The organism is Vallitaleaceae bacterium 9-2, assembly GCA_038396585.1.
Taxonomy (GTDB): domain Bacteria; phylum Bacillota; class Clostridia; order Lachnospirales; family Vallitaleaceae; genus UBA1351.
The window spans coordinates 3449430-3469553 of sequence record CP121691.1 but is presented as its reverse complement, the minus strand read 5'-3'; the positions used below and the strand labels follow the sequence as shown (position 1 = coordinate 3469553).

Here is a 20124-nt window from a genome sequence, read left to right as displayed (position 1 = left end):
TAGTTTTATCTTCGGTTATTTTGTAATTCGTCTACTAGTAATTTTAATTATATGCTTTGTACTTGTATTCATAGGCTACTTCAATTATCGTTATACAATAAAAAAGGGTGTAGAATTGTTTGACACCTATAAAGAAATTTTGTATCAAAACAACAGAAATTTTTAAAATCGATTTGGAGATTATCATGAGAATTGCAATAATCAGTGATATTCATAGCAATAATATTGCCTTGGAGGCTGTGTTAAAAGACATATATACTAAAGACGTAGATTCAATAGTATGTACGGGTGATATTGTTGGTTATATGCCCAATCCTAACGAAGTGATTGATTTAATCAGGCAGCATAAAATATTATGCATAAAAGGAAATCATGATCTGCATACAATGAAAATTGAGCGATTAAATGAGGAACAATTTCAGGTACTAGATAATTCTGTCATTCAACAGTCGGCTTCGGCAATATACACGAATTATATTTTAGAAGAAAAGAATAGAGTTTACCTTGCAAACCTACCTGAAAAAATAGAAATGAGTGTTAATGGTTTTAAAGTACTATTTGTACATGGTAGCCCAAGAGCTATCGATGAATATATGTATGAAGACGCTCCTTATTTGAATGAAATCATGGAAGAATTAGAATATGATGTTGTCATTGCTGGCCATACACATATACCTTATTACAAGCAGGTAAGGAATAAATTTGTTATTAATGCGGGGTCTGTAGGCAAACCGAAGCATAGTAATTCTAATGCAACTTATGTTATTTTATCGGTTGAGAAGGGGAATATTAATGTAGTGTTGCGAGAAGTGCCCTACGATGTGAAAAAAATGAAAGAAGAAATAATTAAAAATCTATATATACCTGACCATACAGCACAAAGTATATAAGTATAATATGGATTAAAGAGTTAACATAGCTTTAACTTAATATACGTTGAATTATATGTTGTCGAAAGATAACATAATAAGGAGAAGTCATAAAGGAGGCTGTGAAATGTATAAGATTTTATTTTTGTGTATAGGCAATTCTGCTAGAAGTCAAATGGCTGAGGCTGTACTAAACAAATTTGGTAAAGGAAAGTATGAGGCTTATAGTGCAGGATCTGAACTAAAAGAAGAGGTTGATTATTTTGCATTGAAAGTCTTAGAAAAAAGCGACTATGATATAAGTCAGCTATCACCTAAACATATGATGAATTATGTGGATGATGAATTTGATTTTATTATCACTCTGTGTGATAAAATGAAAGAAAACTGTCCAGTTTTGCCTGGCAAGCCTATTTATGCGCACTGGGGAATGCCTGATCCTGTTTTGTTTGAAGGAACAGAGAAAGAAATTTATGACTACTTTAGTCGTACACTTCAAGAAATTAGTAATCGGATTCATTTGTTCTTAAATGTAAAATTTGAAAAGCGAGAACGTCTTGAAATCGAAAAAGAACTTGGTGAAATCGCCATGACTTGGAAATATTTAAGATAGCCTCAAAATGTGCTTTACATGAAATTAACAAAAAGCACATTTTATTTACTTGTTCACATCATGATATCATGATGTGATGTATTTGAACTTAAAACATTGATTTAAGTTCCTAATGGATTAGCTTGCCGTAAGGCGAGCGATCCTCCCATTTAAAATGAGAGAAAAGAAGGAGATTATTACAATGAAAAATATGAAAAAATTGTTTGGATCACTCGCGGTGCTTGTGTTGGTATTTGTTATGGTAGGGTGCAGTTCTTCTGATACTACGAGTAATGATTCAGGTTCAGCAAATGATAACGTTAATTCAGAAGCCTCTCAAAGCTCAGAAGAAGTAGGTAAAACATCAGATAAACTATCTGGAGAAATAAGAATTGATGGTTCTTCAACTGTATTCCCTATAACAGAAGCAGTAGCAGAAGAGTTTTTTGCTTTGTATCCTGATGTACGAGTACCAGTTGGTGTATCTGGTACAGGCGGAGGATTTAAGAAATTTTATGCTGGAGAAACAGACATTAGTAATGCATCAAGACCTATTAAAGATGAAGAAGCACAAGCAGCTGCTGATGCAGGTGTTGAATACATTGAACTTACAGTGGCTTTTGATGGATTAAGTGTCTTGGTGAATCCTGAAAATACATGGGTAGATTACTTGACGGTTGAAGAATTAGCATTGATTTGGAGACCAGACAGCACGGTTAAGACTTGGAAAGATGTACGACCTGAATGGCCGGAAGAAGAAATAAAATTCTATTCACCAGGTACAGATTCAGGAACATTTGATTACTTTACAGAAGAAATCAATGGTGAAAGTGGTGCAATAAGACCAGACTTTATAGGTAGTGAAGACGATAACGTACTTGTTCAAGGTATAGCAGGTGATAAAAATGCTATTGGATTCTTTGGATTTGCATACTATGAAGAGAATGCAGATATCTTGAAGTTAGTGCCGATAGATGGAGGACAAGGTCCTGTTTCTCCAACATTTGATACAATCAAGAATGGTGAATATAGTCCTCTATCTAGACCTTTGTTCATCTATGTGAGAAAAGATTCATTAGAAAATAATGTGATTAAAACTTTCGTAGAGTTTTATTTAGAAAATGCAGGTGAGTTGGCTGCTGAAGTAGGTTATGTAGCATTACCCGATGAAGACTATCAAGCAGGATTAGATTTAGTGAAATAAATTTTGACAAAAACAATGCCTTCTTGTAAAAAGGAGGCATTTTGTCTGCATTGGAGGTTATGATATGACCCAACAAAAGATCAAATTAAAAAAAAACAGAAATTGGATTAAGAAGCAGAAATTTAATGTACAATTAAGCTTTGTTTTAATCATGACAGCAATAATACCACTTTTAATTTTAGGGTTTACTATTCAGAAGATTTCAAGCAGTGCCATCCAAGAAAATCAATATGAAAAAATAGAAATGGAAGTTGAAAAAGTCAGTGAACAAAGTGATATGTTAATTAAGAGTACAATAAATACCTTAAATGCAATATCTGCCCAATCTGATGTGCAGGTTCTATTACAAGATGTTTCGGATGATCAAGTTATTGATGAAATCATACGACTGAATAACGTTTTGTTGACATTAAAAAATACCGTAAATGCTTCTGATAAATTATATGAAACAGTACAAATCATTGATACAGACGGAACAATCATTGCAGATGGTTCTAGTTTTCGTAAGGAACTAGTTGGTAATAATGTTATGAGTGACCCCTATTTTGAAGCCATTATGGAAAAAACGTTAGATTTTTACGTTGGAGAACCGACAATATCAGAAATTACTGGAACTATCATGTTGCCTGTTGCTCTGCCCATTGATAGTCTTTCAGATCGTATGGGGATGATTATTGTATGGTATGATTTGAATAAATTTCTTGAAACTCTTGATTTGACCGAGCGAGAAGATAAGCAGCAACTGCTATTCATCATCAGCCCTGAAACGAATGTTATCTATACTTCAGGCGGAGAGAATCCAAGTGATGAGCTATTAAATTATATAATTAATTTGAATGATGCAGTTGGTGTAAAATCTTTTGTAGAAGATTACTTAGGGAATCAAAGTCTGATTTCAACAAAAATGTCATCTCTTAATCAGTGGACAAGTATAAAGATTATTGATTATCAATTATTTGATAAAGAAAATAGATTGATTTCAAATATCATACTATTAATTAGTGGTATAAGTATTTTTGTGGTCTACATCATAGCCATTATATTTGGAAAAGGAATGAGCAGACCTTTGACACAATTGACGACCTTGATGAGACAAGTAGCAATGGGCGATTTTTCAGTAAATTTTAATTCCAAGGCATGTAAGGAGATGTCTACTTTAACTGTCGACTTTAATCAAATGATTCGAAGCTATGCCGAAATGATGAAAAATATGGGAAGGTGGTCATCAGAACTCAATGACACGGCGATAGAGTTGAAACAGACCTCAAGACTGGCATTTGATCAAACTGAGGAGTTGAATAGGGTTATTGAACAAGTTGTTGAAATTAATGCTCATCAAAAAGAAGATGTTGAAAAATCACTGGTTGAAATAAAAATGATGGAAGAACAGATTAGTCGAGTAGAACATTCAGCTAAACGTATGATCAATGATGTTTTGGACACTTCAGTTAAGATGAAAAAAAATCGTTATGATATGGAAGAACTTAATTCTATGTTTCTGCATAGTAAGACTAATATAAATAATATCAGCGCACAAGTACATGTGTTAAATGCGGAAGTAGAGAATGTTAATATCATAGTAAAAACGATTATGAATATAGCAAACCAGACGAATTTACTAGCTCTTAATGCAGCAATTGAGGCAGCACGTGCCGGCGCTCATGGTAGTGGATTTAGTGTCGTAGCCGAAGAGGTCAGAAAATTATCTGAACATGTAACAAAAGAAGCAAAAAATATTGAATTAATTGTAACGACACTTAAAGAAAAAGCGATGGAAGTGGAACAATCCATTCATAAAAATGATGAGCTTGTAGAACAACAAAATGGGTTATTGAAAGAGAATGTATCCGAAATTGTTGATAGTGAACAAAAATTGGAGGACATTTCCCATTTGGTTAAAGACGTTGAAGATGCTATGAAGGATATGTATGATAGCAAAGAACAAGTCAATGGTGTTATTTTTGATATAGAAGCGATATCCTCAAGCAGTCAAGAGGTTGTCAATAAGACAGAGGAAATGATTAGCAGTCAAAGGCAGATTACTCAAACCATCGATGAAAGTACTAAATTACTGGATCATCGTTCCAAAAAAATGATGGATTATCTTTACCAATATTTGAACGGAGGTCAATAAATGGAAAGAAAAGAAGCAAGAAGAAGAGCGCAAATTACAGAGAAGATTGCTAAAAGTATTGTTTTTGTATTCTCGAGTATATCGGTCATCACGACAATATTAGTTGTTTATATGTTATTTTCTGAAACAATCGTTTTTTTTAAAGAAGTATCTATTGTTGAGTTTTTTACATCAACAAAATGGACACCAACCTTACAACCAAGGAATTTTGGTGTTTTACCATTGCTAACAGGGACACTGATGATTGCTATTGGAGCAAGTATTATAGCTATTCCTTTTGGACTTGGTAGTGCGATTTTTTTAAGTGAATATGCGCCTAAAAGATTAAGAAAAGTTCTGAAACCTATTTTGGAAATACTAGCAGGTATTCCATCTATCGTTTATGGTTTTTTTGCACTGACGACCATAACACCTTTAATCAGAGTGGTGCTTCCCCAGACACAAATTTTTAATGCACTAAGCGCAAGTATTGCTGTCGGAATTATGATTATTCCAATGGTTGCTTCACTTAGTGAAGATGCTATGATGGCTGTTCCTGATTCATTAAGAAACGGTGCTTATGCATTGGGGTCGTCTCAGTTGGATGTCGTATTAAAGGTAGTTTTACCGGCATCAATATCCGGTATAGGTTCAGCTTTTATTTTAGCCATATCAAGAGCTATTGGAGAAACTATGATTGTTGCTATAGCGGCAGGACAAAGTCCTATGTTTACTCTGAATCCATTAGAGAGTATTCAGACGATGACTGGATTTATGGTAAACATAAGTATGGGAGACATACAACATGGAACCATTGAGTATAATACAGTATTTGCAATAGGTTCTTTGTTGTTTCTTTTGACATTGTCAATGAATATTCTAGCAAGACGAATTGTAAAACGACATAAGGAGGGAATTTAAGTGAAAAGTTATTACGAAAAGCTTCACACTTATAACACAAAACCCAAAAGAATATTAAATCGCTTATTTTATTTTCTTTTGCTTATAATGATGATGTTTTCGGTTTTTGTTCTCGGCGTCTTACTATATACGGTTATTCGAGATAGCTGGGGATGGTTCGACTGGCAATTTATAACAAGTATGCCTTCGAGAAAAGCTGAAAATGCTGGAATCTATTCGGCACTTCTGGGTAGCATTTGGACCATAGGACTTACAGCACTTTTTTCGATTCCAATAGGTGCCGGAACAGCTGTTTATTTGGAAGAATATTCTGATCAAACCAGTAGACTTAATAAATTTATTCAATTGAATATCAGTAATCTAGCAGGTATTCCTTCTATTGTTTATGGTATGCTTGGTTTAACTGTATTTGTAAGAATGCTTTCTTTCGACCGAAGCATTTTGTCTGGTGCACTTACACTAACACTATTAATACTACCAGTTATCATTGTTTCTTCTCAAGAAGCTATTCGAAGTGTACCGAAAAATTTGAAAGAAGCATCGTTTGCTGTTGGTATGACAAGATGGCAAACCATTACTGGTGTAGTGCTACCTTTTTCAATTCCGGGCATATTGACGGGCTCAATATTAGCTATATCCAGAGCGATGGGTGAGGCGGCACCGCTAATTATGGTGGGAGCTGCAGGGTATGTTGCTTTCAAACCGGAAAGTATATTTGATGCCTTTACAACGTTACCAATACAGATATTCAACTGGACGTCTAGACCGCAAGAAGAGTTTCAACATATTGCGGCAGCTGGAATATTACTATTACTCATTTTCTTGTTGGTTAGTAATGCCATAGCTATTATCCTTAGGAATAAGTACCAGAATAGAATTGATTAGAGAAGGGATGAACAAATGACTAAGATTGACATAAAAAATCTAAACTTTTATTATGATGATGTTCAAGCGTTAAAAAATGTCAATATGAAAATAGAGACCAATGAAATAACTGCATTCATTGGTCCTTCAGGGTGTGGTAAGTCGACAATTCTTAGAACCTTTAATAGGATGAATGATTTCATTAAAAATACGAGGGCTGAAGGTGAGATTATTTATGATGGTATGGATATTACTACCCCTGATTTAGATGTTGTAGGACTTCGTATGAAAATTGGAATGGTATTTCAAAAGCCAAATCCACTGCCAAAATCTATTTTTGAAAACGTGATTTTTGGACCCAAAAGACATGGCCTTAGAAATAAGGAGAAACAAAGAGAAATTGTTGAAGAAAGTTTACGTCAAGCAGCACTTTGGGATGAAGTGAAAGACAAACTCCACAAGTCTGCGTTTGAACTATCCGGTGGACAACAGCAACGATTGTGTATCGCAAGGTGTTTGGCCATGAAACCGGATGTGTTACTTTTTGACGAGCCGACCTCAGCGCTAGATCCTATATCGACGATGAAGATTGAAGATTTATTAGGAAAGCTTAAAGAGCAATATACTATTATTATAGTGACGCATTCAATGCAACAAGCAGCTAGAATCAGTGATAAAACTGCTTTTTTTCTAAATGGTGAAGTTGTTGAAATGGGAACAACGAATGAAATTTTTACCGATGCCAAGGATGAACGTACAGAACAATATATTAGTGGAAAGTTTGGGTGATTTAAAATGAGAGAGCAATTTAATAACGAGCTCGTGAAATTACGTGATAGTTATTCTGAAATGGTTGAGAATACAGTAAAAAATTATTATCAAAGTTATGACTTTATCCGTTACGGAGGGGAAGAACGATTAACCAATATGCATCAGCTAAAAGAGGAGATTTATCGTTCCGGATCGATCATAGAGGATCACTGTAACCTTCTTATCGCTAAACAACAACCTGTGGCCAGTGATTTGAAGAAGATCATGATGATCCTGGAATCGCTTCAAGATATAAAACGAATTTGTGATTATTCGGTTCATATAGCTATGCTAAGAGGAGAAATCAATATGGATGACAGAATTCTTAGGCATCTTGAAGCATTTAATGTTATAATTAAACAAATGCTATCTTTGCTAAAAAGTGGATTAAAGGACCATTACACTAATGTGTGTATTGAAGTTTCAGATCTTGATTCTAAAATTGATGACCTATATAATAAAATGCAATCTGAGCCCTTTGAATTAAGTGATATTGATATTCAGTTGGCGCGATATGAAATTATTATGACTAAGGCATCACGATTTTATGAACGAATTGGAGATCATATTGTGAATATATGCGATAAAATGAGGCAATACACATAGAATTAAAATTGAAACGGAGTTGAAACGTATGGATCAAAATACTATTATGAAATACCGAATGATGAATAAATTCTTTAATGGTTTTTCAGACTATAGTCGACTTATTATTTTTGCATTATTACTTGATGGTGAAAAGACGGTTACAGAGATTATCGAGGCGTCCGGTTTTAGTCAATCTAAAGTATCAAATCACTTAAAATGTTTAAGAGAAACGAATTTAGTTAATTCAAATCAAGAAGGTAAATATGTCGTATACTCAATAAAAGATGAGAAAATAAAACAGATTTTAGAATTGGCAGATGCTTGTATAACTCAACAAACAGAGGAACAATGGAACTGCATGCAATATTAATATGGAGGTGAAACCATGTTTCGTTATGCATTTATATCAGATATTCACGGCAATATCCTTGCTCTAGAAGCAGTGATTGAAAATATTCTTAATGAGGGAATCCCCTTAAAGAATATTTATTGTCTTGGTGATCTAGTGGGTTATGGTCCCAATCCTAATGAAGTCATTAAGTTTATTCGAGATCGTAGGATTAAGACGATTATGGGAAATTACGATGAAGCGGTAGGTTTTTATTTGCCTTCATGTGGATGTAAATTGAATTCTATAAGAGACAAAGATTGGATGCACAATTCACTTAACATTTCATCTAAGCTTACTTCAGAAGAAAATAAAGAATTTTTGAGAGAACTTGAAGAAAGTATGCTGATAGAAATCAATGGATATTCAATTCTATTGGTTCACGGAAGTCCATTTTCTATTGTAGAGTATGTCTATGAAGACAATATTGAAGCTCAAGAGGCAATTTTGGATGAGCTAGATGTAGATGCAGTTTTTTTTGGACATACGCATTTTCCATATATAAAAAAAATCAATGATATGACATTAATCAATACAGGAAGTGTTGGTAGACCGAAAGATAGAGATAACAGAGCAGGTTATGTTATCGGTAATTTTGAAAATGAATTATCTTTTGAAATAAGAAGAGTTGAATATGATGTTTTTGAAATGGATCGAAGGTTAAAAGAGTCAGAATTTCTTGATGTTTTTGGAGATATTCTTCTTTGTGGATGTACGGATTTTGATTTGGAAGAAGGAACTGTGATGGCTTGTCAGTGCGATCTGAAGTTATAAAATTGGTATAATAAATGTAATGTTTGATAATTAGAATAGAGGTAGAAGAGAGGACGTATCATAATGAAATATAAAGTGGCATTTGTATGTGTTCATAATTCTTGTAGAAGTCAAACCATTAGGGATAGAAGGACTTTAAGAAGCTGGTGTAGACATATACCAAAACTTTTGTTAGATATATCTGAGGATTTTAGAAAAAGAAGAGATTTAATCAAGGCAAAGATAGAAGAAGTTATAATGTGTGTTCAAAATGGTGGATTAGCCTTTATATAGTTTCATAACAGAATATATTAAATTCATCGTTATCGTTAGTCTGTGCATTTTTCAATCACCTAAAAAGTGACATTTTAAATAGACAGGAATATTTTGCATATAACCAGCATTATTCATTAATATAAGTTTGATAGTTAATAAATGTGTTTCTTGAAAATTTGAATCGAAATAAGAGTATAATTCAACGGTATTTCCCCGCTATCATAGTGTAGTATACCGGGAAGAACCCGTAATGCAGAGTTAAGAAACATGGTTGGAAAGATACTTTTCAGAATAGAGAAAAGTGTTTGGACAGTTCACAATCGCTAATTTATTTTATTAATAATGACCAACATATCCTGTTCGATTATAACAGTATCACCATTAGGAACGATAATACTATGGTCGCGCTTAATTGTAGCAACAAGACTTTGAGCAGGAATGTTGAGTTCGTGAATTTTCTTTTGACACCATTCGTGATTTTTGCTAATTGTGAGTTCAGTGACCTCTATATTAATATAATCATCATAACCTGGGGCTGCAATTAGAACAATATCGCCATATTCAATAGGTGTGTTGCCGTTGGGAATAATCGCAGTTTTGCTCTTAATAATTGTAACAACTAACATTTGAGGAGGTAATTCTAATTCACTTACACCGAGTGAAATCCATGGGTGATTTTGTGTAATAGGTAATCGAATGAGCTGAATAGCAGTTTCTTCCTGATAATCGGTAAATGTTTTTAGTACATCACCATCCTCATCAATCATACGTAATTTTTTAGAGATGAAGGGAAGTAGAGTTCCTTGGAATGCTATTGAAAACAGAACGATACAAAATACAATATGGAATATATCATTTTTTAAGTAAGCAGGATTAACAGTTGCAATAATCGCAAAAACAATAGCGGATGCACCTCGAATTCCAGCAAAAGAAATCAAGGCGATTTGATTTAGTTTGCACCCCATAGGTTTTAGTATTACGAAGATGGATAGGGGACGTGCTACAAAAGTAAGAAATACGGTTATACTAAAAGCAGTAAATAAGATTGCGGACATTTGTGATGGGAATGCCAATAATCCAAGAAGGAAAAAAATACAAATTTGTACTAATCCGGTAAGGCCATCAAAAAAATTGATAAGAACCCGTTTATTCTTAAAATATTGATTGCCGACGATAATACCAAAAATATAGGTACTAAGGTAACCATTTCCACCAAATGATTCTGGTAATGCGAAGGAGAATAATACCATGCCGACAAAATAAATGATTTCCAATCCGTTAGACCTTAAATCAAATCTCCGATAGATTTGAAGGGTAATATAGGATAAGATGACCGCGCAAAGAATGCCGATAAAAAATTGAGCGGGAATCACATAGATGTATTTTTCGTAACTTGTAGTCCCGTTCATAATTTCAAGAATAATAAGTGTGAGCATATAGGCTGTAGGGTCATTGCTACCACTTTCAAGTTCTAGTATTGGTGATGTTTGAGCTTTTAGTGCGAGCTTTTTAGATTTTAGTATGGAAAAAACGGATGCCGCATCTGTCGAACTTATAACAGCTCCTATTAGAAAACTTTCTAGAATGTCAATTTTGAGGATTACATGAGAAAAAATCCCAATAAGGAGTGCTGTAAATAACACTCCGAATGAAGATAATAAAAGAGATTTGAGGGCTACAGCCTTTGCTGTTTTCCATCGGGTTCCGAAACCACCGTAAAACATTATGAATATAAGGGAAACAGAGGATATAGACTCAGCTAATGAATAATTATCAAATGGGATGCGAAGGACGCCATCTGAACCGAAAAATAAGCCGAGGCAAATAAAGAAAAATAGACTTGGTATACCGATTTTTTGTGAAAATCTATTGCATAGAATGGATAAAATAATGACGATTGAAGATATTAAAAGTATACCTGTCAAGATGAGCACCTCTTCCCTTGGATTGTATGGTTTGTATTACATCAAATACTTTGCGACAGATAGTTAAGTGATTCAACTCATAGTCGATGTAAGTATAAAGGGAGATTCCATAGTAGAATCAGTCATTGTCGAAATTATGAATATGTCTTAACGCAAGTTTCGTTATTCTAATGTAATGGTAATGCATTTATATACAAAGAAATCCCCAAAGCATTTGAAGTATTATCTTTGGATTGAAGATAGGGTCTTAATTACTCAAATTTCGTTCTTAATTAAGTGCATATATAACTTAGAAATTCAATAATAACTAGTCTTAAAATAGAATGAAATCAAAATTTTAGTATAATTGAAATACGACAAGTAATCAAAACCCAGAGACTGATGGGATGAATAAAAGTATAACACAAGACATTCAAAATGATAAGCGAATTTATATAACTATCATCAGATTATTCAAGTGATTTAGAATAGTATAAGTGATAAATAGGGTTTTTTCAGATTAAATACATTAGCACCTATGAAAAAGTACTTGACAGGGAGAAATAAATAAGTATAATAAAACATATGCATAAAAGCGCATATATACATTCATAGAAAAGTGGAGGAAAAAATATGTTTACAGAACAACTAAAGATTGCGTTGGGAGAATTTTGGCACGTTGCATGGGTGCTAGTAGTTATTATTGCGGGGATTTCTGTTTTAACGGGATTTGTGCGAGAATATATTCCACAGGAAAAATTTCAAAAAAAATTAAAAAATCAAAATACTGTTATGGGAGCCATCATGGGGGCTGGACTTGGTGTTCTTACTCCGTTTTGTAGTGCTTCAATGGTGCCTGTAGCAATGGGAATGATTGAAATGGCAGCACCGTTTTCAACGGTATTACCATTTCTGATTTCTGCACCTCTTTCTAATTTCGTGGTTGTAGGTATTATAATTGCAACATTTGGCTGGAAAGTTGCGATCATTTATTTTATAATTACATTTGGCGGTGCAGTTTTCTCAGGATTGACGGTTGGGCGCAGCAAGGTACGCCATCAAGTTAAAAATCTAGCTGAAATTGCAGCATCAAAAAATCAACAACTTCATGGTGGATGTGGTGGAACAAATACAGAGTGCTTAGAACCTAAAGTTATAAGTGATTGCTCGGTTTCATCGATTGCTTCAGTGAGAAATTGCTGTGAAACTTCTGCTAAAGCAATACATAAAAACAAGATACAAGGTGCATTTCGCTTTGCATTTGCATTGTTTCGACAGATTGTTCCCTACGCAATTCTTGGAGCAGCAATCAGTGGTATTGCACTTGCATTTATCCCTAGCAGTATTGTAGAACGATACGTTGGTAATTCATCCTGGTATGCAATACCAGTTGCAGCAGTTATTGGTGTTCCTTTGTATCTACGCATTGAAATGGCTATCCCACTTCTTAGTACTTTGCTGACAAAGGGTATGGGTATGGGGGCGGCTATGGCCCTTTTAATTGGTGGAACAGGGGCTAGTCTGCCTGAGCTTGCCATTCTTTCTTCTATGCTAAAACCTAAGGGCGTACTAGCTTTTACATTAACAGTGCTTGTACTTGCAATGATTGGTGGAATTTTATTTATGTTTATATAAGCAAATATTTAATGAAAATTTTACAAATTATTTAAAAAAGAAAATTCTTAATGTATGCGATATCCGGCATGCATTAAGGATGCATAGGAAAATTAATAGGGCAAGCTAAACTATAAGCTTAGTTTAAACACAAAATCAAGCTCACATAATGACCTTGCTCAAACAGCATAACTATTTCAGAAGTTCTAGGTTAATACATGAGAATCAATAATTTAAAGGTGGTGTCTTGATTGCAGATGTCGGAATTATAGTGTTTAAACTGAGAAACTAGAAGCTAGCAGAGATTGAAAGGCTCGAAAAAATGATAAAGACTTGGGAAATGAATTTTTGGATTATATGGATAGGACAGGTTTTTTTGTAGCTTTCTAGCTCTATAATTCAATTTGTGATTATGTGGTATTTGACCGATAAAAGTGGTTCGGCATTACTTTTATCTGCTTCTATGTTTATTAGTTTTCTGCCACAGGCTGTGCTTGGTTCTTTTATTGGTGTATATATTGATCGTTATAATCGTAAGATGATTATGATTATTTCAGAAGCGTTTATTGCCTTTGTAAGCTCAATCCTTGTTGTCATAGATTTATTTGATAAACTTTCAATTATGCTAATATTAATTGTTTTATTGCTTCGATCTATTGGAACAGCATTCCATCAACCTACATTACAGACGATAATACCTCAGATTGTGCCAGCAAAAAAACTAACCAAATGTACTGGTTATTCTCAGGGATTAGAGGCTGTATCAATGCTCATCAGCCCAGCGATTGCAGCCGTATTATATAGTATATGTAGTTTAAGTAGCATTATATTTGTTGATGTAATTGGAGTCTTAATTGCTATATTAACACTGTACATTAGTATAATCCCTAGTAATAGCAAGCAGGTTGAGTATGCATCAAAATTTGTGATAATAAAAGAGGCAAAAGAGGGATTCCTCTTGTTAAAATCTAATAAGGGAATCATGGGACTTATTTTAATTGGAACTCTCTATACTTTGGCTCTAATGCCGACAAGTGCTTTTTTTCCACTAATGAGTATGTCATATTTTGGAGGGACTAGTATCCATGCAAGTATTGCAGAAATCACCTTTTCTGTTGGATTATTGTTTGGTTCCATTGTGCTTGGATTTTGGGGAGGAACAACAAATAAAGTTAACACCATTATTTGTTCCTACTTATTAATGTCGCTTAGTTTAATTTTTACAGGGTTCTTAACACCAAATGATTTCTATGGGTTTGTCTTTTTATCTTGTTTAATGGGGATTTCAGGACCATTTTACTGGGGGATGTATAATCCAATCCTACAGCAAAGTGTTGAGAAAAAGTATTTAGGAAGAATGATGTCTTTGTCTTCTAGCATTAAATTAATTATTGCTCCAGTTGGTTTCATTTTGTCTGGAATAATAGCAGATATCTTTGGTGTGGAAAAGTGGTTTTTAATTGCAGGAATTATTACTTTAATCGCAGCAATTTTGTGTTTTACTATACCTTCAATCAGATATTGTGAAAAAAGCCTGACTTTATTTGAAAAATGTATTGAAGCGAAAGGAGGTTAATATGAAAAATTATGAAATAAATCCGTTGGAGAGCTATACAATGATTTTCAAAGCATTATCCGATATGACAAGAGTTAAAATCATGTGGCTATTATTATCTATTGATTCGAAAATAAGTGTTTCTGAAATAATTGATGTATTGGAAGAAAGTCAGTATAATGTATCAAAGCATTTAAGAATACTAAAAAATGCAGGATTAATTTATGAGAAAAAAGAAGGAAGGTGGTCGTTTTATCATTATCGATCCAGTTATGATTTGTTCGATAAACATATTAGACAAACAGTTATGGTAATTCCTAGAGAATTAATGACTGAAGAAATAAAGCGTTGTGAAAAACGTCTATCAATGAGAGTTGATGGTAAGTGCGTAATTGGTGCTGAAAGCAATGAATGGAATGAAATAAAAAAAGAATAATATGTAGTTGAAAAAAATGAGTTAATGAAATGGCTTAGTATACTAAATAGTGAAGAAAAAGATAAAGTGGAAGGTTTGCTATTATTAAGAGTATTCAAATCAATTTTTACACTTGTCGAGGCTCTTATGCATGTGTAAATTGCCGGCTTTTATTCGTTGCAGATGCATTTTTATGTGACTTTTATAGTTCTGTCTTATTCTTTAAAGCACCGTAATTATTACGGTGCTTTAAAAATGTAGTTTTGATTTTCGAGGCTGGTTCATTATACAAATGATTTCGGTATCAAAGTATTCGCTTATGTTCACTGATTCAACAGTCATGGAGTCATTTATCTTCAAAATATTTAAGTCCGATAGAATACAGAATGTTGATAAAGTGAAATAAATAGAGTATCATTAAATGTAGAAATGTAAAAGCATGATACTATAAGAAAAACCATGGAGGTATTAAATGAATAAATTCAAACAAAATATCATTAAGAGAACTCTAATGGTTGCGTTACCGTTAATTTTGATATGGGTTGCTTTTATAAGCTACAATTTATATCAAGAAAAGAAACATGTCACTCAAAACTTAATTCATCAAAACGAGATAAAAGATAGTAATACAGAGTTTCTCGTTGATAATTATATAGATGAAATCATAGAAAACCTTAAAATTATTAGAGATTCAGATGAATTTCAACAATATCTTTCAGAACCAACAGAAGAAAGCTTTTATCAATTAGAAAGGATGTTTGAACGAGTTATGATGAATAAGGAGGATTATGATCAACTTAGACTACTTGATAAATCAGGAATGGAACTCATTCGAGTAGATAACGAACGCCAAAATGACGTTAAATTCTATGAAAAAAGTGAATTGCAGGATAAAAGCAATCGATATTATTTTCAAAAAACTAAAGCCTTAGAGTATGATGAAGTTTTTATATCACCTTTAGACTTAAATTTAGAAAATGGAGTGATAGAATTGCCACACAAGCCAATGGTACGTTTTGCTACACCGCTTTTTGATAGGGAAAATGACTTTATAGGAATGCTAATCATTAATTATAAAGCGGAGTACTTTGTAGAAGTATTAAAGGGACACGAGTCTCACAAAGATTTGGACTACTTCTGGTTTTATATAGTCAATCGATATGGGGAATTTATTTTACATCAAGATAACGATAAAAATTTCTCCTTTATGTTCAGAGAAACAGAAGGCTTAAGCTTTGGGCAAATAAATAATAAGGCATGGGAGGTAATTAACAAAGATAATGTGGGTTACATTGAATATTCTAATGAGTTGATTACCTATTATGATATTCTAACAAAAACCAGGGGAGAGAATCCTCATTATGAAGAACGGTGGATTGCTATTCATTATATAGATACGAGTAATTTGTTTTCTGGTAAGGCAATTTTTGAAACGGCTTTTGAAGCTAGAAATTCAGTAATCGTCCTATTGATTATTCTTTTTGCATTCATCTATGGTTATATAGCAGAAAAATCGAAAAAAAAAGACAGCAAGCTAGAGATTACTGAATTAATTGCCAATAGTACAAATGACGGAGTAATTATTACTGACATATATACTAATATAACCTATGTAAATGCTGCATTTGAGCAAATAACTGGTTATAAACAAAATGAAGTTCTTGGTATGCAACCCAAAGATTTCAAGTCAGGTAAACAAAACGAGGAATTTTACAAAAGAATGTGGCAGGTTATTAATCGAAGTGGCTCATGGGAGGGGATGCTATGGGATAAAAAGAAAAGTGGGGTTTTATATCCACAGAAAATGAGAATTATTGCAGTTAAAAGTAAAAATTCCGGTGTGCACCATTATGTGAGTATATTTAATGATATGTCGATGCAAAAGAATAAACTAGATAGCCTTCAGGATATCAGTAGAAAAGATAGTAACCTTTTCGTACCTAACGAAGATATGATGTTGCAGTTGCTAAAGCAAAGTGTTCATGATGAAGAGTTTAGTTTTATGGTTCTATATATTGCCATTGAAAATTATAATCAATTGATAACATCATTTGTCGATTTTGAAACAAAAAGTGCTGAACTATTTATGGATACTGTGAAACCATTGATTAATGAGGAGGATTTTATTGCACAAACGGGTAGAAATATTTTTACAGTAATTGTTGGCATGAAACATTTAAATGTTGAACCCAAGAAGTTTGTGGCTGAAATTCAAAAAGGCCTTTCTAAAATTATTGAGATAAATGATAGAGAACTATTTTTCAAAACAAGAATAGGAGTATCATTTTGGCCACATGATACAGATGATTTGAAAAAGTTACTTTTGAATTCAATCATTGCTTTAGAGTGGTCATCAAATAGGTTAGCAGGAGAAATTGCTTTTTTTAAAGAAGAAATGATCAATGAACTTAATCAAGAAAATGAGATTGAAGGTCATCTAAGAAAAGCAATAGCAGAGAATGAATTTTTTGTGGTTTATCAGCCACAGGTTGATTCTACAACAGGTTATGTTGTAGGTGTGGAAGCTTTAATTCGATGGAAAAACGAAAAATTAGGACTTGTTTCACCGGGTGTATTTATTCCAATTGCAGAACGAAATAATCTTATAGTAGACATAGGGTATTGGGTGGTAAAAAGAGTGTGTAGTGATTTTAATGAAATTTTAAATTGTATACCGGAAGCGTATAAAAATATTAGATGTGCAATCAACCTTTCGGCTATCCAGATGCAGGAAGGAATGTTTCTTGAAAATCTATTTTCGATAATAGATTCGTTAGATATTAATTATGAGAATCTTGAAATTGAAATAACTGAAAGCTTGTTATTATCAAATCAAGAAAAGAGTGCCCAGATGTTAAAAGATATGCAAAGAGCTGGATTAAAAATTGCCATTGACGATTTTGGAATGGGGTATTCATCCCTATCTTATTTAAAAACCCTTCCTATTGATAAAATTAAAATAGATAGAAGTTTTATTAAAGATTATCCTAAGGATGACGATGGTAAATTAGCTAGTATTTTAGTAAATATGGCTGAAATACTTGGAATTGATGTGTTAGCAGAAGGCGCTGAAACACTTGAACAAGTTGAGTTTCTTGTCCGTTTGGGGTGTTCAAAAATTCAAGGATATTATTATAGTAAACCCCTCGACAAAGCAGATTTTATCGCATATATTAATGAGAAGTAGGATAAAGAGGAGATTTTATGGGGAAAAAAATAATAGTAATCCTTGAGTCATTAGTTTCATACTTATTGTATGTTATTTATAGAAGAGAGAAAAAAATTGATGAAAAATGGTTTGATGATTTGGTGATGCACCATCTGAAAGAAGGTGTTGCTTTACATGAATTAGTTTATGATGAAAATGAAAGTGCAATAGATTACCGTTTTTTAAAAGTTAACGATTCCTTTGAAAAAATTACTGGATTACTTTCGGAAGATATACTAGGTAAGAATGCGACAGAGGTGATACCAGGATTAGAAGAAAGTTGGATTATTCAATATGTTGATGTTGTCCAACTAAATAAGGAGATTACTTTTGAAAATTATTCAGAGCCATTAAAAAAACGTTTTAGAGTCAATGTTTTTAGTCCATACAACAATATATTTGTTACTATTTTTACGGATGTAACAGTTGAGTACGAAGAAAAAAAACGCCTAGAAAAAGAAAAAGCTTTGACCTTTACAACACTAGATTCATTAAGCGATGGTGTTATATCGTCAGATATAAATTGTAATATAGAGATGATGAATGCTGAAGCCGAAAGACTGACAGGTTGGAAATTGAAAGAAGCAAAGGGAACTAGATTTTGTAGTGTTTTTTCTTTGTACGATCCTATTACAAAACACCAAGTGGAATGTTCAATAAGAGAGGTTATGGTTTCAAGAAAGACGAAAAAGCTAAATGGATTCATTTCCTTGAAAACGAAAGATGGCAAACTACTACCAATTGAATATAGCATTGCACCAATTATTAGTGGCGAGGACGCGTTAGGTGCTGTGGTAGTATTTCGTGATAATACAGAGAAACTTGAGAGAATCGAAAAAATTAAGTTCTTAAGTTATCATGATCAGTTAACCGGTGTTTATAATAGACATTTTTATGAAGAAGAGATTAGGCGGCTAGACGTTGAGAGGAACTTACCGTTTAGTATATTGATGATTGATGTTAATGGACTAAAGTTAACCAATGATGCATTTGGACATTTAGCCGGGGATAATTTGCTTAAAATGGTAGCAAAAACTCTAAAATCAGCATGTAGAAGCGACGAGATTATCGCTAGAATTGGCGGAGATGAGTTTGTTATTTTGCTCCCTAGTGCAGATGAAAACAGTGCAGCTATATTAATGAAACGGATATATAAATCATTTGAAAATATTTCTATTGAGAGTGTGAAAGTATCGGTATCTATAGGCTGGGGGACAAAAGTAGATATAGAAGAGTCTATTGACGATATCTATGTTAAAGCAGAAGAATATATGTATCGAAAAAAAATTAGCGAAAGTCGAAGTATGCGTAATTCTACAATAAAAGCCATTATGAAGACTTTATACGAATCGAATAAAGCAGAGGCTAGGCATTCAAAGGAGGTGGCGAGACTTGTGAGGTTAGTGGGTAAAGCTTTTAAGCTAGGTAATCAAGAAACTAGTGATTTATCGCTTGCTGGAGCAATGCATGATATTGGTAAAATAGTAATTTCTAAATCATTATTAGAAAAAAAGGAAGCTATTACACATGAAGAATATAAAGAACTAAAAAGACATGTAGATGTGGGTTATCAGATTCTTAAGTCAGTAGAAGATTATTCAGAGTTGGCAGGATATGTCTTAAGTCATCATGAAAAATGGGATGGTTCTGGCTATCCAAATGCTTTAAAAGGTGAAGAAATTCCATTATATAGTAGAATTATTGCTGTCGCAGATGCTTATGATGTAATGACGAATAGGGAATATGGAAAGAAATATGAGCCTGAGGCGGCTATAGATCGTCTTGAAAGTTTGGCGGGAATAAAATATGATTCTGTGGTTGTAGCAAAATTTGTTGATCTGTACAAAAAGGGAAAGGTTAATGAAGCGTAATAAGTCTGTTTTTAATTTCACCAGATTATAGATAAAAATATGTATGTGAGTGTAAATGTTTTTGTGTGAATATGAATTCTCCTAGATTGATACTAAAATAAATTTAATCTAGGAAAATTTTTTTAGCATAAAAAGCAATCATCAGAACAAGAAGTATTAATCGAGCAACTTATCACAGA

Annotated in this window: 16 protein-coding genes and 1 pseudogene; 16 read left to right on the top strand and 1 reads right to left on the bottom strand. The window is 33.2% G+C overall.

What is annotated here, in order from left to right:
* Positions 1-185 precede the first annotated feature (185 nt).
* From QBE53_15760 to QBE53_15710, 11 genes are all read left to right on the top strand, one after another.
* Positions 186-890: a metallophosphoesterase family protein gene (locus QBE53_15760; GenBank protein WZL81233.1), complete on the top strand. Its 705-nt coding sequence runs from the start codon at positions 186-188 to the stop codon at positions 888-890.
* A 106-nt stretch (positions 891-996) separates the two neighbouring features.
* Positions 997-1482 carry an arsenate reductase ArsC gene (locus QBE53_15755; GenBank protein WZL81232.1) on the top strand — a complete coding sequence of 162 codons (486 nt, stop codon included), beginning with the start codon at positions 997-999 and terminating at the stop codon, positions 1480-1482.
* Between the two features lie 154 nt (positions 1483-1636).
* Positions 1637-2665: a PstS family phosphate ABC transporter substrate-binding protein gene (locus QBE53_15750; GenBank protein ID WZL81231.1), complete on the top strand. Its 1029-nt coding sequence runs from the start codon at positions 1637-1639 to the stop codon at positions 2663-2665.
* Positions 2666-2729: 64 nt separating this feature from the next.
* Complete coding sequence (locus QBE53_15745; GenBank protein WZL81230.1) at positions 2730-4799, top strand: methyl-accepting chemotaxis protein; 2070 nt, start codon at positions 2730-2732, stop codon at positions 4797-4799.
* Positions 4800-5699: a phosphate ABC transporter permease subunit PstC gene (gene pstC / locus QBE53_15740; protein WZL81229.1), complete on the top strand. Its 900-nt coding sequence runs from the start codon at positions 4800-4802 to the stop codon at positions 5697-5699. It abuts the gene before it with no gap.
* Positions 5700-6584, top strand: a complete 885-nt coding sequence (pstA, locus tag QBE53_15735) for a phosphate ABC transporter permease PstA (protein ID WZL81228.1) — start codon at positions 5700-5702, stop codon at positions 6582-6584.
* 15 nt (positions 6585-6599) lie between these two features.
* The gene (pstB, locus tag QBE53_15730; GenBank protein WZL81227.1) at positions 6600-7352 is read left to right on the top strand and encodes a phosphate ABC transporter ATP-binding protein PstB; all 753 of its coding nucleotides are present in this window, start codon (positions 6600-6602) and stop codon (positions 7350-7352) included.
* A gap of 6 nt (positions 7353-7358) precedes the next feature.
* A complete protein-coding gene (locus tag QBE53_15725) occupies positions 7359-7979 on the top strand; it encodes a PhoU domain-containing protein (GenBank protein WZL81226.1) in 621 nt (206 codons plus the stop codon).
* Positions 7980-8007: 28 nt separating this feature from the next.
* Positions 8008-8331 (top strand): metalloregulator ArsR/SmtB family transcription factor, encoded by a 324-nt coding sequence (locus QBE53_15720; protein WZL81225.1) that lies wholly within the window; start codon positions 8008-8010, stop codon positions 8329-8331.
* Positions 8332-8346: 15 nt separating this feature from the next.
* Positions 8347-9123, top strand: a complete 777-nt coding sequence (locus QBE53_15715; GenBank protein ID WZL81224.1) for a metallophosphoesterase family protein — start codon at positions 8347-8349, stop codon at positions 9121-9123.
* A gap of 63 nt (positions 9124-9186) precedes the next feature.
* Complete coding sequence (locus QBE53_15710) at positions 9187-9396, top strand: hypothetical protein (GenBank protein WZL81223.1); 210 nt, start codon at positions 9187-9189, stop codon at positions 9394-9396.
* A 305-nt stretch (positions 9397-9701) separates the two neighbouring features.
* Here the strand turns inward: QBE53_15710 and QBE53_15705 are convergent, their stop codons facing one another.
* Positions 9702-11312 (bottom strand): potassium/proton antiporter, encoded by a 1611-nt coding sequence (locus QBE53_15705; GenBank protein ID WZL81222.1) that lies wholly within the window; start codon positions 11310-11312, stop codon positions 9702-9704.
* Positions 11313-11915: 603 nt separating this feature from the next.
* On the opposite strand from QBE53_15705, the gene QBE53_15700 reads away from it, so the two are divergent.
* The 5 genes and pseudogenes from QBE53_15700 (at position 11916) to QBE53_15680 (ending at position 19945) form a co-directional block, all read left to right on the top strand.
* Positions 11916-12917 carry a permease gene (locus QBE53_15700; GenBank protein WZL81221.1) on the top strand — a complete coding sequence of 334 codons (1002 nt, stop codon included), beginning with the start codon at positions 11916-11918 and terminating at the stop codon, positions 12915-12917.
* A 301-nt stretch (positions 12918-13218) separates the two neighbouring features.
* Positions 13219-14472, top strand: a pseudogene (locus QBE53_15695) (MFS transporter).
* A gap of 1 nt (position 14473) precedes the next feature.
* Positions 14474-14887 carry a metalloregulator ArsR/SmtB family transcription factor gene (locus QBE53_15690; protein WZL81220.1) on the top strand — a complete coding sequence of 138 codons (414 nt, stop codon included), beginning with the start codon at positions 14474-14476 and terminating at the stop codon, positions 14885-14887.
* Between the two features lie 451 nt (positions 14888-15338).
* On the top strand, positions 15339-18053 hold the full coding sequence (locus QBE53_15685) for an EAL domain-containing protein (GenBank protein ID WZL81219.1): 2715 nt from the start codon (positions 15339-15341) through the stop codon (positions 18051-18053).
* Positions 18054-18070: 17 nt separating this feature from the next.
* Positions 18071-19945, top strand: a complete 1875-nt coding sequence (locus tag QBE53_15680) for a diguanylate cyclase (GenBank protein ID WZL81218.1) — start codon at positions 18071-18073, stop codon at positions 19943-19945.
* Positions 19946-20124: the final 179 nt, after the last annotated feature.

Excerpts from the sequence above, each read along its gene's own strand:
- QBE53_15760 (WZL81233.1), top strand. The coding sequence starts at position 186 with ATGAGAATTGCAATAATCAGTGATATTCATAGCAATAATATTGCCTTG.
- QBE53_15755 (WZL81232.1), top strand. The coding sequence starts at position 997 with ATGTATAAGATTTTATTTTTGTGTATAGGCAATTCTGCTAGAAGTCAA.
- QBE53_15750 (WZL81231.1), top strand. The coding sequence starts at position 1,637 with ATGAGAGAAAAGAAGGAGATTATTACAATGAAAAATATGAAAAAATTG.
- QBE53_15745 (WZL81230.1), top strand. The coding sequence starts at position 2,730 with ATGACCCAACAAAAGATCAAATTAAAAAAAAACAGAAATTGGATTAAG.
- pstC (WZL81229.1), top strand. The coding sequence starts at position 4,800 with ATGGAAAGAAAAGAAGCAAGAAGAAGAGCGCAAATTACAGAGAAGATT.
- pstB (WZL81227.1), top strand. The coding sequence starts at position 6,600 with ATGACTAAGATTGACATAAAAAATCTAAACTTTTATTATGATGATGTT.
- QBE53_15725 (WZL81226.1), top strand. The coding sequence starts at position 7,359 with ATGAGAGAGCAATTTAATAACGAGCTCGTGAAATTACGTGATAGTTAT.
- QBE53_15720 (WZL81225.1), top strand. The coding sequence starts at position 8,008 with ATGGATCAAAATACTATTATGAAATACCGAATGATGAATAAATTCTTT.
- QBE53_15715 (WZL81224.1), top strand. The coding sequence starts at position 8,347 with ATGTTTCGTTATGCATTTATATCAGATATTCACGGCAATATCCTTGCT.
- QBE53_15710 (WZL81223.1), top strand. The coding sequence starts at position 9,187 with ATGAAATATAAAGTGGCATTTGTATGTGTTCATAATTCTTGTAGAAGT.
- QBE53_15700 (WZL81221.1), top strand. The coding sequence starts at position 11,916 with ATGTTTACAGAACAACTAAAGATTGCGTTGGGAGAATTTTGGCACGTT.
- QBE53_15690 (WZL81220.1), top strand. The coding sequence starts at position 14,474 with ATGAAAAATTATGAAATAAATCCGTTGGAGAGCTATACAATGATTTTC.
- QBE53_15685 (WZL81219.1), top strand. The coding sequence starts at position 15,339 with ATGAATAAATTCAAACAAAATATCATTAAGAGAACTCTAATGGTTGCG.
- QBE53_15680 (WZL81218.1), top strand. The coding sequence starts at position 18,071 with ATGGGGAAAAAAATAATAGTAATCCTTGAGTCATTAGTTTCATACTTA.